15 protein-coding genes are annotated in these 15092 nt (G+C 72.9%); 9 read left to right on the top strand and 6 right to left on the bottom strand.

The window, feature by feature from the left end; genetic code table 11:
• Positions 1-134: 134 nt before the first annotated feature.
• Together ACZ6TI_RS36460 and ACZ6TI_RS36455 are read right to left on the bottom strand one after the other, a co-directional pair.
• Positions 135-518, bottom strand: a complete 384-nt coding sequence (locus tag ACZ6TI_RS36460) for a response regulator transcription factor (protein WP_465349789.1) — start codon at positions 516-518, stop codon at positions 135-137.
• 41 nt (positions 519-559) lie between these two features.
• A complete protein-coding gene (locus ACZ6TI_RS36455; RefSeq protein ID WP_465349788.1) occupies positions 560-1753 on the bottom strand; it encodes an HDOD domain-containing protein in 1194 nt (397 codons plus the stop codon).
• A 486-nt stretch (positions 1754-2239) separates the two neighbouring features.
• Here ACZ6TI_RS36455 and ACZ6TI_RS36450 point away from each other — a divergent pair, with 486 nt between their 5' ends.
• The gene (locus ACZ6TI_RS36450) at positions 2240-2443 is read left to right on the top strand and encodes a hypothetical protein (RefSeq protein ID WP_465349787.1); all 204 of its coding nucleotides are present in this window, start codon (positions 2240-2242) and stop codon (positions 2441-2443) included.
• Positions 2444-2553: 110 nt separating this feature from the next.
• Positions 2554-2712, top strand: a complete 159-nt coding sequence (locus ACZ6TI_RS36445) for a hypothetical protein (RefSeq protein ID WP_465349786.1) — start codon at positions 2554-2556, stop codon at positions 2710-2712.
• Here the strand turns inward: ACZ6TI_RS36445 and ACZ6TI_RS36440 are convergent.
• From ACZ6TI_RS36440 to ACZ6TI_RS36425, 4 genes are all read right to left on the bottom strand, one after another.
• Positions 2675-2980, bottom strand: coding sequence for a hypothetical protein (locus ACZ6TI_RS36440; RefSeq protein ID WP_465349785.1), 306 nt, complete (start codon positions 2978-2980; stop codon positions 2675-2677). The two genes, ACZ6TI_RS36445 and ACZ6TI_RS36440, sit on opposite strands and share 38 nt — an antisense overlap.
• A gap of 77 nt (positions 2981-3057) precedes the next feature.
• Entirely contained in the window at positions 3058-4527 is a 1470-nt protein-coding gene (locus tag ACZ6TI_RS36435; RefSeq protein ID WP_465349784.1) for a P-loop NTPase family protein, read from the bottom strand.
• Entirely contained in the window at positions 4524-6488 is a 1965-nt protein-coding gene (locus ACZ6TI_RS36430) for a GTP-binding protein (protein ID WP_465349783.1), read from the bottom strand. The genes ACZ6TI_RS36435 and ACZ6TI_RS36430 overlap by 4 nt, the downstream gene beginning before the upstream one ends.
• Positions 6489-6547: 59 nt before the next feature.
• Entirely contained in the window at positions 6548-7399 is an 852-nt protein-coding gene (locus ACZ6TI_RS36425; protein ID WP_465349782.1) for an IniB N-terminal domain-containing protein, read from the bottom strand.
• A gap of 248 nt (positions 7400-7647) precedes the next feature.
• Between ACZ6TI_RS36425 and ACZ6TI_RS36420 the strand changes: the two genes are divergently transcribed.
• From ACZ6TI_RS36420 to ACZ6TI_RS36390, 7 genes are all read left to right on the top strand, one after another.
• Entirely contained in the window at positions 7648-8676 is a 1029-nt protein-coding gene (locus ACZ6TI_RS36420) for an Hsp70 family protein (RefSeq protein ID WP_465349781.1), read from the top strand.
• A complete protein-coding gene (locus tag ACZ6TI_RS36415) occupies positions 8673-11207 on the top strand; it encodes a LuxR C-terminal-related transcriptional regulator (protein ID WP_465349780.1) in 2535 nt (844 codons plus the stop codon). Before ACZ6TI_RS36420 ends, ACZ6TI_RS36415 begins: the two co-directional genes overlap by 4 nt.
• Positions 11204-12823: a sensor histidine kinase gene (locus ACZ6TI_RS36410; protein WP_465349779.1), complete on the top strand. Its 1620-nt coding sequence runs from the start codon at positions 11204-11206 to the stop codon at positions 12821-12823. Before ACZ6TI_RS36415 ends, ACZ6TI_RS36410 begins: the two co-directional genes overlap by 4 nt.
• Complete coding sequence (locus tag ACZ6TI_RS36405; protein ID WP_465349778.1) at positions 12820-13188, top strand: DUF742 domain-containing protein; 369 nt, start codon at positions 12820-12822, stop codon at positions 13186-13188. The genes ACZ6TI_RS36410 and ACZ6TI_RS36405 overlap by 4 nt, the downstream gene beginning before the upstream one ends.
• Positions 13189-13205: 17 nt before the next feature.
• A complete protein-coding gene (locus ACZ6TI_RS36400) occupies positions 13206-13961 on the top strand; it encodes a cellulose binding domain-containing protein (protein ID WP_465349777.1) in 756 nt (251 codons plus the stop codon).
• A 271-nt stretch (positions 13962-14232) separates the two neighbouring features.
• Positions 14233-14571 carry a DUF6069 family protein gene (locus ACZ6TI_RS36395; protein ID WP_465349776.1) on the top strand — a complete coding sequence of 113 codons (339 nt, stop codon included), beginning with the start codon at positions 14233-14235 and terminating at the stop codon, positions 14569-14571.
• On the top strand, positions 14568-14918 hold the full coding sequence (locus ACZ6TI_RS36390; RefSeq protein WP_465349775.1) for a YciI family protein: 351 nt from the start codon (positions 14568-14570) through the stop codon (positions 14916-14918). Before ACZ6TI_RS36395 ends, ACZ6TI_RS36390 begins: the two co-directional genes overlap by 4 nt.
• Positions 14919-15092: the final 174 nt, after the last annotated feature.

Below are 15092 nucleotides of genomic sequence, written 5' to 3'. Positions count from 1 at the left end.
ATGAGTAGTTGGACGAGTCGCGAGCAAGCTGCCGGCGGTTGAAACCGGCCCGCTGTCTCGTGGGGCCTCTATCGGCCGCGCCGGGGTTTCCTTGAGCAGGATCGGCGCCCGGATTTGCAGCGAGCGTCCGTTGTTCACCGGTCGTTGGCGCCTGCCGGGTCGTTCAGCACGCCGTCGATCAGGTCCAGCACAGCGTCCGCGAGGAACGGCTTGGCGAGGTAGTAGTCGACACCGCTCGCCCAGGCACGGGCGTCCACGTCCACTTCGGCTGCGGCGGTCAGCATGAGGACGGGCACCGGTTCGCCGGGCCGGGCCCGGATGGCGCTCAGCACTCCGAAGCCGTCGAGGCCCGGCATCATCACGTCCAGCACAACGAAGTCGGGGCTGTACGCCTCCACCGCATGGACGGCGGCCAAACCGTCCACGGCGACGCTGACCTCGTAACCGTCCATCTCCAGCACGTCGGTCAGCAGCTGCCGGATGGCGGGGTCGTCGTCGACCACCAGAATGCGTGCCATGACTCCTCTTCCCAGGTAGAGCCGCCGCAGGGCGCCGGTGATCATCGCGTGCGGTGACCGTCCCATTGGCCGGCGCGGTGCGATGCATGGTCGGCGGCCGCCCGCCAATCGATGGCCTGCGCCCTCAGCTGCGGGTGCGCCAGTAGGTGAGCCAATTCCTCGTCGTGGGTGCCGGCGCCGGGGCACACTGACTCGGTCCGCTGGATCAGCAGGTGGGCGGCACGCAGCGATGCGGCCACCCCCAGTCCGGAAGCGTCCGGCGACTGCGGTGTGTCGCGCTCTGCCACCGCGGCGACGATCGGCGGGTGCAGACCCCACAGATGCAACAGCTCCACACCAACGGCGCGGAACGGCACGCCGTCGCGCGTCTGAGCGGGGAGGTCGACGCCCGCGCTGCGATCGTCGGCCACACCGGCCAGGCAGATCAGGCGTCCGACGTCCTGCAGAAGAGCGGCCGCCTGCGCGTGCGGCCGATTGGCCGGTGAAGCGACGAGCTCGACCAGGCAGGCCGTCGCCACCGCGTGCCGCCAGGCCGCCTTGAGGTGCCGCTCGATCGCCGGGTCCCAGGCGGTGGTGGGCTGCAACGCGTGCCCGGCCGCGGCAACCGCCTGCACCATCGGGACGCCCATCGAGTGGACTATCGACTCGACCGAGGAGTTGCGGGGCCGGGAACCGAAGAACGGCGAATTCGACAGCTGGAGCAGCTTGGCGGTCAGTCCGACATCGTGCATCGCCGTCCGTGCCGTGAGCGAGAGATCGACGTCCGGTGCGAGCAGGGCGACGATCCGCTCGGTGTGCTCGGGCAGGGCGGGAATGGCACGGACCCCGCCGGCGATGCGCCGGGCTGCGCTGCCATGGCCATGGGACGTCCGGACCAGCAGCTGCTCGATCACGGCGACCACGTTCTCCAGGATGGAGGGCTTGGTGATGAAGCGATGGCCGGCGGTCGCCACTTGGATCGTCGCTTCCGGCTCAATGTGACCGGACAATACGACTCGGCCCACCTGCGGATGACGTTCACTGATGTGGGTCAGCAACTCGGCGCCGCCCATACCCGGCATCCGCATGTCAGACACGACCACGTCGTACGGTGACTGCGCCAGCAACTCGAGGGCCTCAGCGCCGCCGGGGGCGAATGCCATGTCCCAATCGCCGCGCTTGCCTCGCAGCGAGCGGCGAAGTCCGTCGAGAACGCGCGGTTCATCGTCGACGAACAGGACCGAAGGCTTGCTCATGCCGAGGCACCCTGCGTGCCGTCGGGGGAAGGCTGCGGCACCGAGGCGGCAAGAGTCCCCCCGTCGATGCCGGGCGGCCAAGGGGCGTGCCGAATCGAAGCGTCATCGTGGCCGAAGGCCACCTGATGCGCTCGATGTTCAGACACACTCGCCCTCCTCAGCGATCGGGGCTGTGAGCCTCTCTTACCTGCCCATCGGCTGGTCCCGCCCGGATCTGAGGCGTCGAACACGACATCGCATGTGGGCCGACCTCCGTGGCACATCTGACACTCGGCGGCCGCCTCAAACCGTTCCATCCCGGCTCAGTGGTTCCCAGCCGCATCACCTATCTGGAGGTGGTCGGACTGGCACCACAGACGTCAGCACGGCGCCGTTGCATTGGCTGTTCCGGAAGCGCGGCGAGTCCTCAGCCGCTGCTGGTCAGATGGCTCGAAGTGGCCGGGGAGCAGCTCGTCGAGCACGGCGGGGTAGACCGGCGCGGCGTCGGTGACCACGGTCGGGCTGATCTCGGTCCGGGTACGGGGTGGGGTCGCGGCGGGCCGATCTCGTCCGGGGGCCCGCCACACGACCGCCGCGCACCCGCGGGTCGCGAGCACGCCGATGATGCTGCTGCGCGGGGAATACGCGACGCGCGGCATCCCCTCCGTCCCCGACGAGGTGTTCCTCCCACTGGTGCGCGGCCGAGGCTGACGTTCTCGATCCGACGATGATCCGCATCGGGCGTGGGGTGGAGCTGCACCACCAGCGCGACGAGCGGGAGGCTGCCCGGCTCCTGTTCGAGGAGATCTGGGACGAGATCGGTGGGGGAGCAAGGGGATCCGCTGCACGTCTGCGTCCTCGCGCACTCCATGGCCGACGTGCATGACGACTTCCGGCAGGAACTGGTCTGGGATCTGCGCGCGCTGGCCGCGGCCGAGCTGCTCACCGATGCGGATCAAAGGTCAGTCCGGTGGCGCTGAGCACCGCCCCGCCGATGAGCAGGACGATCACCAAGGCGATGCATGCGAACGCGCCGAGCACGAGGCCCCGGAGCACTTTCCACTTGATCGCGGTGACGAACGCTTCGCTGATCGGTGCGAGGACCGCGCTGGAGGCGACCGGGGAACCCGAGGTGGTTGCGGATGAACCCGGCGGTAGCGTCATGACAAGGCTCCGGTCGTTGAGGATCGCCTCACGGCAACCAACCGCTTTGAGCGGTTCAACGAACGGGACCGGGAAACCGGTCACCGTCTATCCCGCGACCGGAGCCCCGACGCCCACACAGACCGCCGCGACACGCCTCGTCGGGCTGGGGCAGAGCCCCGTTAGAGGTTGGTTTCGGTCAGCCAGGCGAGGATCATGTCGCAGCTGCGCAGGACCACCTCGGCGGCTCGGCGTTGGGCGGGGGTCGCGCCTGGGCGGTTGGGCTCGTGGCGCCAGCGGTCGGCTGCGGCGTAGGCCTCGGACCAGATGTCGTCGGCGGAGGCCTCGGCCGGCATGTTCAGGCGTTCGCCGACGCTGGTGCCGGCGCCGCCCAGCAGGCGGCGGGCCTCGGCGGCGGACTCGGTGGGCAGGTCAACGCGGCCGGAACGCAGGGCGGACAGGAGGCGTAGCTCACGGAAGGGGTGGACCTCGGTCGTCAGGAGTTCGATCTCGGCCAGGTGGTCGCCCTGGCCGGGGGGCGGATCGGTGCGCAGGAGGTGGTCCAGGACGGTCAGGGTGGATCGTGCCTTCAGGGTGGCTCGGCGGGCGGTGAAGAGTTCGGCGACGGCTGACTGCAGCTCCTTGAGGCCGCTGTACTCCTGGAGGCGTTCGGACAGGTCGGCTCGGGTGTGGCAGCCCGTGCGGACCAGGGTCACGGCCAGGCGTACGCCGCCCAGGCCCAGGCGGTGCAGCAGGCGGTCGCGTTGCTCGACGGGGACGCCCAGCCTCGCGTCGGTGGCGGTGAAGCGGTCGGCCGAGAGCAGGTGTGGGTCCACGTCGGCGCGCGGCCACCGGGCCAGGTCGGCCAGAGCGCGGAACTCGTCCTCGTGGAGCATGCGGGCGGCCTGCCCGATCAGGGGGGACGCGGCGATCACATCCTGGCAGAGGGCGCCTACGCGCGGCTCGCGGCGCCGGCGGCGGGCCACCTGGCGGGCGGTGATCATGGCGTCGGGGCGGCCGCCCGACGCCGCGTCGGCTCGGGAGAGGACGACGATCACGTGCACGGGGAAGACCGACGGGCCGCGCAGGCCGCGGCCGGCCCAGAGGAAGTTCAGGTCGGACTCGTCGAGGTGGCCGGTCAGGTAGAGCACCGCGTCGGCCTCGCGGAAGACGTGCTGCGCGGAGTCCTGGTCGCCGCCCTCGGCGAGGCGGCCCAGGGTGTCCACGATGCGGGTACGCCGCAGCGCGCGGCTCGGCCACTCGACGACGGCGCGGCGCACCTGGTCGCCGGCCGCCGCGGCTGAGCCGGTGCTCAGGCGCAGGCCGGGGGTGGTGCGGATGAGGGACACCTGGTGTGGGCTCTGCTCCTCGGCGAACCACCACGCCCGCGGCTCGGGGCCGTCCTGGTAGGAGACGAAGGTGACCGGGCCGTCGGTGGGCGTGGCGGGGGCCACGTCGTCGCCGATCAGGGCGTTGACCAGGGTGGACTTGCCGGATCGGGGCGGCCCGGCGACGGCCAGGCGCAGGGGCTCGGCCAGCCGTACGGCCGTCTCCTCCAGCACGGCGGACGCCGCGACGTTGCCCCGGTAGGCGTGTTTCGCCTGGTCCAGCAGCCAGTGGACGCGCTGCTCCAGCTCCTCGTCCTCGATCACGACGCGCTGCGCTGCGCGGGGATCGCGGGGCGCTTGGGTCCGGCGGCCAGGGCGCGGGACTGCTGGGACAGGGCGGAGAGCTGGGCGAGTTCCTGCTGGACGGTGCGGGCGCGCTGGTCACGGGCCGCGACCTCGCGGTCGGCGTCGGCCTTGGCGCTGCGCAGGGACTCCACGATGGCTTCCTGCAGGTCCTCGGTCACGGCCGTGAAGTGGTCACGCAGGGTGCGCTGGATTCGGCGTACGGTGTCGCGGGCGTCCTTGGTGAGGCGTACGAAGATCTCGTCGACGTGGCGCTGAACGGCCGTCCGCGCCTCGGCCTGGCGGCGTTTGAGCAGCGCCTTGCTCTCGTCACGGATGCTCTTGCCGCCGAACAGCGCGCCGCCGCCGATCGAGATCGGGTTGATCAGCGACATCCCGGTGAGGCTGGTGACCAGGCCGAACATGATGATGCCGCCGTACGAGCCGCGCAGCCCGATGAACAGCTTCTGGCTGGTGCTGAACGTGGCGACGGGCGGCGCCTCCAGCCCGGACGACGTGTCGCTCAGATCGCCGGGCACCGCGAACATCTCGGCCGGCAGCACCTCACCGGCGTCCGGCGGGAACTCGTCGGCCACCCTCCGCGCCATCCACTGGGCCCGGTCGACCAGCCAGTTCAGGCTGGTCCGGGCGGCCTCCTCGATCGACTCCCGCAGCCACGGCTCGAACTCGTCCCAGTCCTTCGCCGGGTCGGCGGTGGTGAAGAACCCATCCGCCTCGGACAGCACCGCCCGCGTGCGTTCCCGCAGGTCGTGCTCGATGTCCGACATCAGGTCGCCGACCTCGTCGGCCAGCCGGTTCTGCCAGCGGCCGGCGCAGCGCCGCAGGTCGTCGAGCCGGCGCTGGGTGGCGTGCAGCCGGGCCACCGCCTCGGACGCCTCGCTGGTCTCGTCGGCGGTCAGTCGCGCGCGCAACGGTTTGGCGAGGCGTTCGAGCACGGTACGGCTGAGCACCGCCGCCGTGGCCGTGGCCAGCTGGTCAGGCTTGGCGGCGAGCAGTTGCTGGAGGCGGACGATCAGGTCCGGGAAACCCGACTCGGTGTTCAGCCCGGCGTCCCCGGCCTTCACCGCGTGCAGCCGCAGCGACGCCGACACCGCCGCGACGGTGGCCGGCACCCCGGCGTGGCTCAGGCGCTCGCGGTTGCTGGCCAGGTGGTGCCGCCAGTCGGGGAAGTAGTCGGCCTTGGTCAGCACGACCATCAGGGTCGGGAAGAGGCGGGCGAGGTCGGTCAGCACCGTCATCTCGCCGTCGCTCAGGTCGCGGCTCGCCTCGCAGGTGAACAGGACCAGGTCGGCGCCGGCGCCCGTGGTCAGGTCGCGGACCTGGGCCACCGCGTCCGTCCCGCGGCCGGGCAGCCCGATCAGCGGCGGGGTGTCGATCAGCACCAGCCCGCCGGCGAGCAGGGCGCGTGGCACACCGATGTCGGCGTGCAGCGGGGTCGCCGCGGGCAGGCGCGCGGCGGTCTGGGCGACCGCGGTGTCCAGCCGTTCCAGCGCCAGCGGGATCCGATCACGCAGGGCCACGTCGCCGACCCAGTCCGCGCCGGGGGAGTCACGGCGGACCAGGTCGGCGACGGGCGCGTCGGCGTGCCGGATCACCGCCGGCACCGTCGTGCCCCCGTGTTCGGGCACGCCGCATACGGTCGCGTTGATCAATGCGTTGATAAGCTGGCTCTTGCCCTGTTTGGCGGCGCCGGCGACCACCACCCGCAGCTGCGGTTCGAGCATCCGGGTTCGGCGCCGGGCGAGCCAGTTCGCGATCTCCGCGCGACCGTGCGCGGTGCACGCGCGGATGGTCGAGTCCATGACGTCCAGCCAGGACAGCGGCGCCTCAGCCGCCCGCAACGGGTCGGGCATCGCCCGGTTCAGCGGGATGAGGGAGGTCGGACCCGCATACGCCGTGGGTCCGGCCTCCCAGTTACTCATCCTCGCCAATCCTGCCCTTCCAGCCTGTCCTGTCGTCGGTCCGCCGGCCGGGCCACCGATCAGAGGTGCAGATCGGTGAGACCGCCGAGGGCGCCGTGCCCGGCGTCGGTGTCGGCGTGCACGTCGGTGCCGCCGAGCAGCCCGCCGGTGACGCCGTGCACCGTGTCGGCCGTTCCGCTGACCGTGCCGTGCACGGAGTGCACCACATCGCCCGTCAGGTCCGGCTTGACCACAGACGACACGACCGAAGAGGTTGCCCCCTCGACGCCCGACACGTCAAGGCCCGTCACGTGGCTCAGGTCGAGCGACGTCGGAACGTTCGTCACGTTGTCCAGCGTCTCGATCGGGCGCAGGTCGGTGTCCGGCAGAACCTGACCGGCGCCCGGCAGGACCGCGTCGACCGTGCCCTGGACGGCCACACCGGCGTCCAGGTCGAGGGCCGGGTCGTGGTCGCCGGAGAGATCGGCCACAGTACCGGTGGTGACGCTGCCGACACCCGGGATCGAGATGGCGCCGCCGGAGAACACCGAGCCGTCGGGCAGGCCGTCGCCGGCCACACCGACCGCGGCGGTGTGCACGCCCGCGACGCCCACGTTCAGGTCCTGAAGGTTGTTCTGGACCGGGGAGAGCGCGGCGTGCGCGGTGATCGTCTGGAGGTGGGCGACCGCACCCGCCACGTCCAGGTTCGCCACCCCGTGCGAGAGGTCGTCGACGCCGCCGAGTTCGGTGACGCCGGAGACCGGCGCGTAGTCGACGACCAGCGGCAGCACCTGCTGCACGTCGACCGGGCTGATGTCGCCGAGGCCCGCCTGCTGAAGGGCCGCCTGCGGGTCGGCCTCGAAGGCCGTCCGGGCTTCCGGACGGTAGAGAAGATCCAGGACGAAATCCTGCAACGTCGGCGACGCATCCATTCGAGATTTTCCTCCATTGTGGGTGTTGCATGGCGTGACGCCGGTCATCGGCGCCGGGGCAACCGTACGGTTCCAGGCAACCCCCGGGCATCGGGGCCGAGCCCCCTATCGACAGAAGGCGTACGGTACTCGGCGACCTCATTCCGATTAGGGGATTAGGGGATTCCGGGGCCGTTTTTACGGGGGCGGTCAAGGTCGGTTCGTCTGGTACGAAGGGATGTCCCATCCGGCCGAGAAGAGAGGCTCACGTGCCCTACCTCCTGGGGATCGACATCGGTTCCGGCAGCACCAAGGCCGCCGTCGCCAGGCCCGGCGCGGCTCGTGACGCGCGCGGTCCGCTGTGGGAACCGCTGTCGCTGGGCGTACGCACGCGCACCGTGCCGTCGGCCCTCGCGACCACGCCGGAGGGCGCCGTCGCCCCCGCCGAGGCACACCGTGACAACGGGGCGGCGGTGGGTGGTTATCTGGCCCGCGTCGGCGACACCCTCCCGATGCGGGTGGGCAGCGCCTACTACCCGGCCCACGGGCTGGTCGCGGCGATGGCCCGCTGGGTCGTCAACCAGGCCTGGGAGTTGCTGGACGAGACGCCGGAGCGGGTCGCGCTGGCCTGCCCGACCGGCTGGGGCCCGGGCCGGGCGCGGCTGGTGCACGCCGCGCTGGCCGAGGCCGACCTGGCCGGCGCCGCCCTGGTAACGCGGGCCCGCGCGGTGGTGGAGAGCTTCCAGGCGGCCGGCCGGGTCGCGACGTCCGGCGGGATGCTGGTCGTCTACCGCCTCGGCGAGGCCGGCGTGGAGGTCTCGGTGGTGGTCACGCACGGTCCCGGCCGGTTGGAGCTGCTCGGGAGCGCCGAGATCGACGAGGTCAGCGGGTACGACCTGACCGGCGCCGATCAGGTGCGCGCGGTGCTGAGGTCCACCGTGGACCTCGCCGAGCACACCGTGCGGAACTGCGGGGGAGTGCGAACTGATCTTGCCGCCGTACTGATCGCCGGAGGCACTGCGGCCGTACATCCCATCGTGACCGATCTGCTCAGTTCGGCCTTCCCGGTTCCCGTGCTGGTGGACCACGACGCCGAGATGACGGTGGCCGGCGGCGCGGCGCTCGCGGCCCGCCCTCAGACGCGTACGGCGCCGCCGCCGGCGCCGGCCGGAGTCCCGGCGGTCGTCGGCGCCACGCCGTCCTGGCCGGAGACGGCCGGTGGCGTGCGCGTGGTCCCGGAACAGCCGCCGCGCCCGCCGGTCCAGGTGAGCTCGGTGCGGACGGAGGACGCCAGGTGAGCGCGCCCGTGCTGCCCGATCCGATGCTGAGCCCGTCCGCCCTGATCGACCGGCTGACGTCCGACCCGCAGGCCCCGCTGCGGGTGACCGTCGGCGCGCCCGGCGGCTACGGCAAGACGACCCTGCTCCGTGAGCTGGAGCGGGCCGGTCGCCGGGCCGGCCTGACCGTGGCCGCGGCCTGGCCGCCGGCCGAGGCCGCGAACGCTGATCTGTTGCTGGTCGACGACGCGCACCGGCTCGACGAGGACCGGCTGGCCGACGTGGCCCGGCTGGCCGAACGGCCGGAAGCGCGGCTGGTCGTCGCGCACCGGCCCTGGCCGCGGTCGACGGCGATGCTGCGGCTGCTCGACGTGCTGCGGCCTACCCATCCGCCGGTCACGCTGACGCCGCTCGGCACCGACCGGATCCGGGCGATGCTCCCGGCCGGGTCCACACCCGAACTCGTCACCTTCGTGGCGACACAGACCCATGGCATCCCCCGATACGTGGAACGCGTGGCGGCCGGCCTGAGCGCGGCGGATCCCGCGCTGCCGCAACGCGTTCCCGCAGCTTCCCTGGCACCGTTCGCGGCCGACCTCGACGAGCTGCCGGCCGCCCTGCGGACGCTGCTGCTCGCCGTCGAGGCCGGCGCCGGACTGTCCTACGACCTGATCGCCGCGCTGCTCGGCCAGGACGCGGACCGGGTCGCCGACCTGGCCGACGCCGGCCGGGCCACCGGCATGCTGGCGGCCGACGGCACCCTGGTGCCGCTGGCCCGGCTGGCGATCGCCGCGCTCGGGCCGATCGCCCAGCGCATCGACGTGCGGCAGCGGCTGGCGGCGTCGCAGCTGACCCGCGGCGGCCCGGTCCTGCCGCTGGTCCGGCCGCTGCTGGGCTCCGCGACCGGTGCGGGCCTGGTGCCCGGGGCGGCCGGCAACGACCTCGGGCCGGTCTACGAGGCGGCCGGCGAGGAGGCGCTGGGCGACGACCCGGCGCTGGCCGCGCAGCTGTTCGCGGCGGCGGCGGGCGCCGGGCGTACCACCGCGGCCCGGCGCGCCCTGGCCACCGCGCTCTCCGGCGACCTCGACCTGGCCTCCCGCCTCGCCGACCAGGCCCTGGTCGCGGGCACGGCCGAGCAGCGGTCCGAGGCGGCCTACGTCTCCGCGGTCGTCCTCACCCACCGCGGCCAACCGGCCCAGGCCGTCGCGCTGTACGACTGGTCCCGGCACGGCGCGGCGCCCGGCTTCGGCGCCATCGGGCTGCTCGCCACCGGCCGCCTCGCCGACGCGCAGCAGCGGATGGCCTCTGCGGGCGCCTCGCCCGAGCCGCCGACCTCGCTGAGCGCGACCGCGTCGCTGATGGCGCGGGGCGTGCACGACTCGGTGACCGCCTCGCCCACCGCCGCGCTGTCCGCGCTGGTCCAGGCGTCGGCGCTGATCGAACCGGCCGGCCAGGGCGTGCTGCTGGCCGACAGCCCGGCCGCGCTCGGCGCGATCGTCGCCGTCCAGGGCGCCGAACTGGACACCGCCGAGATGCTGCTGTCTCGGGCGGCGCGGGCCGGCACCGGGGGCGTACTGCTCCAGCCCCGGCACCGCCTGCTGCAGGCGTGGATCCTGATGTTGCGTGGCCGGCCGGTGGCGGCCGAACAGTTGTTCCCCGCCGCGGAGGCCGGTGACGCCGTGGCGCGGCACGGCCGCGAGGTCCTGCTCGAGGCGGCGTTGCGGGCCGGGCTCGCCCGCCGCAACAGCGACCTGGTCGCCCTGCGCGCCACCTGGCCGGACGCCTGCCAGGCCCTGATCGGCCAGGCGGTCGACCTGTTCGGGCTGCTCCCGCTGGCCGAGCTGACCGTGGCGGCGGCCCGGCTGCGCGAGCAGCACCGGGTGGCCGACCACCTGGCCCAGGCCGATCAGCTGCTGAGCAGCCTCGGTGACCCGCCGCTGTGGAGCATCCCGCTGCACTGGAGTCGGCTGCACGCGGCGATCCTGACCGAGGACCACGCGTCGGCGGACCGCCATGTCGCGGCGCTCGACCGCAACCGCGACTTCAGCCCGTACGCCGGAGCCACCGCCGCGGCGGCCACGGCCTGGCGGCAGGTGCTGGCCGGGCGGATCGAACCGGCGCCGGTGATCGACGCCGCCCGGCGGCTCGGCTCGCTCGGGCTGACCTGGGACGCCACCCGGCTCGCGGGGCAGGCCGCGATCCGCACGCCGGACCGCAAGGCGATGACCGTGCTGCTCGACTGCGCCCGTACCCTTCAGGCCCCCGCCGAGGTCCGCGGCGCCCCCGAGCCCGGCGCCCCCGCGCGCACCCGGGTCGCCGACGGCGGGCAATACCTGCTCAGCGAGCGGGAGCACGAGGTCGCCGCGCTCGTCATCGAGGGACTGACCTACAAGCAGGTGGCCGAGCGGCTCTACCTCTCGGCCAAGACCGTGGAGCATCACATGGCACGCATTCGGCAGCGCTTGGGCTGCGCCGACCGCCAGGAACTGCTGTCCCGGCTGCGCTCGCTGATCGGTGGCGCGTCCGAGCCGGTGCCGGGGGCACGCCGGTGAGCAGGGGGAAGTGGTGGGCCGGCCTGGCGCTGATGGCCGTGCTGTGGGCCGCGGCGGCGGTGCCCGCCGTGGCCGAGGCGGTCCGGGTGATGTCCGGCCGCGCCGCCGCCGACCGGCTGGAACCGCTCATCGACCGGGCCGTGCTGGCCCTCGAGGCAGAACGCCGGCTGTCGGTCGCCGGGAACACCCGGCCGGGGACGAGTGCTGCCCCGGCCGGGCTCGCGGCCCAGCGGATCCGCACCGACCGGGCCGGTGAGCTGCTGCGCGAGGGCGGCGACGGGCTGCTCGACCGGCTGCGGGCGACGGACACCACCCGCGCGGCCGACGCTCTCACCGTTCGGATGGAAGAGCTGGCTTCGGTACGCGCGGCGGTGGACGGCGGCCGGATGGATCGCCACGGGGCGCTGGCCGCGTACACGAAGATCATCGTTTTTGACCCGGCGAACCGCATCGAGCTGAGCCGCGCACGTGAGCTGCTGTCCGAGGAGGACGCGCTGCTCGCGGCGGTGGCCGGCACCCCGCGGCTGGCCGACGCCGACCGGGCGCGCCTCGCCGAGCTGGCCGGCGCTCGCCGCGCGCTGATGACCGGCGCGGACCTTCCCGGTGACGGCCGGCTTCGCTCCATGGAGGACGCTCTGATCCTGCGCCCCGGTGCCGTGCCGCCAGGCTGGTCGGCGGCGTTCAACCAGGTCAACAACGCGCTGTGGGAGCGTTCGGCAAATGCCGATCAAGAGACCCGATCCTCGGGTACGCCGTACGCCGTCGCCGTTGTCGCGTGGGCCGCGCTGATCGGCGGCGGCGGGCTGATCGCGGTCGCGGCGCTGCTCGTGCTCCTCCGGCGGGGACGGCTTGTTCCCGGCCGTCCGACGCTGGCCCGGGCCGCGCGGAACGCCGACACGCAGGCCCTGCCCCAGGTGACCGCACGCGGCTTCGACTCGCTGCTGCGCGACCTGGAACGCCGCAACCAGAGCCTGGTGCACCGGCTGCTGCGCCAGCTCGACGGGCTGGCCCGGCACGAGACCGACGACGAGACGCTCGGCGGCCTGTTCCGCGCCGACCACCTCGCCAACCGCGTGCGCCGCAACCTGGAGAAGGCCGTCCTGCTGGCCGGCGACCTGCCCGGCCGCCGCTGGAGCCGCCCGGTCCCGCTGGCCGACGTGGTCCGGGCGGCGGCGTCCGAGGTCCCCGAGTACGAGCGGGTGTCGACCAGCCGCATCGCGCCCGTGAACCTCGACGGCGCCGCCGTGACCGGCACGATGCACCTGCTCGCCGAGCTGATCGAGAACGCGACGGACTTCGCTTCAGCGCAGACCCGGGTACGCGTCTCCGGACAGCCGACCCCCGACGGCTACGAGATCACCGTTGCCGACGTGGGTCCCGGGATGACCGAGGACGACCTGGCCACCGCACACGCCGTGATGAGCGACCCCGCGCCGAGGCCCGGCGGCACCTGGTGGGGCCTGTACAGCGCCGGCCGCTTCGCCGACCGCCTCGGCATCACGATCCGGCTGCACAACGCGCCGGCCGGCGGGCTGGTCGCCTCGGTGACCGTCCCCGCGGAACTGCTCAGTTCTCCGGCCGCGCTTCCTGTCGAGGAACTGGTGGGCCAGTCATGAGCATGTGGACCGAGACCTGGTACGACGAGGAGAGCGGCCCGCTGGTCCGCCGGTACGCGCGGATCGGCGACCGCTCCACCGCCGTACGCGACGATCTGGAACTCAACGCGCTCGTCACCCGCCTCCCCGACGATGCGGCCCCCGCCGGACTGTCCTCGACCGAGTCGGCGATCCTGCGGCTGTCCAGCCGCCCCGTGTCCCTGTCCGAGATCGCCGCACACCTAGACCTGCCGATCGGCGAGATGCGTACTCTGCTCTGCGGCCTGCGCGACGCCGGCCTGGTCGTCGTGCTACGCCCAGCCGACGACGGCGACTCCGCCCCGGACGTCCTGCAGCAACTGCTCGTCGGGCTGCGCTCGCTCTGAGAGACCGGAGGCAACCCATGCCCGACAACACCCGCGGACAACGCCGTACCGTCACGGTCGTCGTCCTTGACTGGCTGCTGGCCTTGGGCACCCGGCTGCATGCCGGCCCGGCCCCCCAGCCCCGCGTCCGCACCACCTCCCGAGACCGGCTCTGGCGCGTCCTCCTGGCCTTCGGCGTGGCCGCCGCCCTGGGTGGCACGGCCATGCTGATCACCATCCTGGTCCGCACCCCCGCCACCGCCCCCCTGCGCCCCGAGACGGCCGCCGGCCTGCCCGGCCCGCCGGCACCGCCCCCCGGCACGGTCGTCGCGCAGTCGCCCTCCGCCCGGCCGACCCAGACAGACTCCCGCCCGTCCCTGCCGCCCTTGGCGTCCGCGTCCGCTCCAGCCACCGCGCCCTCGTTCCCCCGGCCAGGCGGCGCCCCTTCCGCCTCGACGCCCGGCGCCCCGCCGCTGACCGCCAGTTACGCCACGTCGTCCTTGCTGGCCGGCCTGCTCGGCTACCACGTGGTCGTCACGGTCACCAACCCCGGCGCCGCCTCCCGCACCGGCTGGACCCTGGTCATCACCTTGCCCCGGCAGTCCTTGTCGATCGGCGGCGTCTCCGGCGCCTCGGCAGCCCAGAACAGCGCAACCTGGACCTTCACCCCCGACGACTCCACCTCCCGCATCCCCGCCGGCAAGTCGGTCAGGGTCGCCTTCGACGTCCGCGGCGCCACCCTCCTCAACGCCGCCCCGTCCAACTGCACGATCGACGGCGCCCCCTGCACCTGACCGCGGCTGCCGCCATTCGCGTGCCACGGTGGGGCAAGGCGGCGGCCATGCCGGCGGGTGCCTGGTTGCGCCGACTGCCGCCGGTCGCGCCGACGCAGTGGTAGCTCAGCGCGGTATCCAGGCCGCGGACGGCGCGCTTGGCTGAGGAGGGACGTTCTTAATCTTGAAGGTGAGCGACCAGCAGAGAGCGAACCCTGGCGAGAGGCGCTCTGAGCTGGGAGTTTGGGAGTGGCGGAAAAATCCTCGCACCGCCCCTCGCTCGGTTCGGCGGGTGATCGGGCACGGGCTCGTCGCCGCCGCTGCGGCCGGCGTGGCCACCTCGGCTGTTGCCGCTGCTGGGAGCGCCACCGGAATCAGTCTCGACGTTTCGGGAGCGCCCATTCCGGTGACCGGGTTCGCGACGCTGACTGTGATCTTCTCGCTGGTGGGGCTGGTGCTCGCCGCGGTGCTGCAGCGGGTCGCCCGGCAGCCGCGGGTCCTGTTCGTGCGGACGACCGTGGTGCTGACGGCGCTGTCGTTCGTGCCGGATGTGCTGGGCCATTGTCGTTCCGGCGGTTGCCCGCCGGCTGGCCGTCTGACCCTTCGAAGAGAGAGCTGGGGACGATTATGAAGCAGTACCTGCTGGCCGTGCAGTTCGACTACACCGCGCCGTCGCTGCCGGACGATGAGGTTCAGACGATGTACGGGGCCGTCGAACGGGTCAATGAGGAGATTCGGAAGGCGGGGGCCTGGGTGTTCGGGGGTGGGCTGCTCGCACCGGACAGCTCCACCGTCGTCCGGGTCGAGGGTGGGGACACCACGATGACCGACGGGCCCTATGCCGAGACCAAGGAGACGATCGGCGGGTTCTGGGTGTTGCGCTGCGCTGACCTGAACGAGGCACTGGCCTGGGCGGAGAAGTGCTCGCGGGCCTGTGGCGGGCCGATCGAGGTGCGGCCGTTCGAGGACGAGGACTGAGTGGACTTCGAAGGCATCGACCGCGCGGAGTGCTTCGCCACGCTCGCCCAGGGAGGTGGGACTGGTGCGCGACCACCGAGCAGATCCACGAACTGCTCCGTGGCTGATGCTGCACCGCCGTCTGGCCCGACTATGAAACCCTGCCCACCCGGTCCCGCACGATGATTTGATTGT

It is taken from the genome of Actinoplanes sp. NPDC051388, assembly GCF_055586225.1.
The sequence above is the reverse complement of the archived record's forward strand: the minus strand, read 5'-3'. Positions and strand labels throughout refer to the sequence as shown.

Excerpts from the sequence above, each read along its gene's own strand:
- ACZ6TI_RS36460 (WP_465349789.1), bottom strand. The coding sequence starts at position 518 with ATGGCACGCATTCTGGTGGTCGACGACGACCCCGCCATCCGGCAGCTG.
- ACZ6TI_RS36455 (WP_465349788.1), bottom strand. The coding sequence starts at position 1,753 with ATGAGCAAGCCTTCGGTCCTGTTCGTCGACGATGAACCGCGCGTTCTC.
- ACZ6TI_RS36430 (WP_465349783.1), bottom strand. The coding sequence starts at position 6,488 with ATGAGTAACTGGGAGGCCGGACCCACGGCGTATGCGGGTCCGACCTCC.
- ACZ6TI_RS36425 (WP_465349782.1), bottom strand. The coding sequence starts at position 7,399 with ATGGATGCGTCGCCGACGTTGCAGGATTTCGTCCTGGATCTTCTCTAC.
- ACZ6TI_RS36405 (WP_465349778.1), top strand. The coding sequence starts at position 12,820 with ATGAGCATGTGGACCGAGACCTGGTACGACGAGGAGAGCGGCCCGCTG.
- ACZ6TI_RS36400 (WP_465349777.1), top strand. The coding sequence starts at position 13,206 with ATGCCCGACAACACCCGCGGACAACGCCGTACCGTCACGGTCGTCGTC.
- ACZ6TI_RS36390 (WP_465349775.1), top strand. The coding sequence starts at position 14,568 with ATGAAGCAGTACCTGCTGGCCGTGCAGTTCGACTACACCGCGCCGTCG.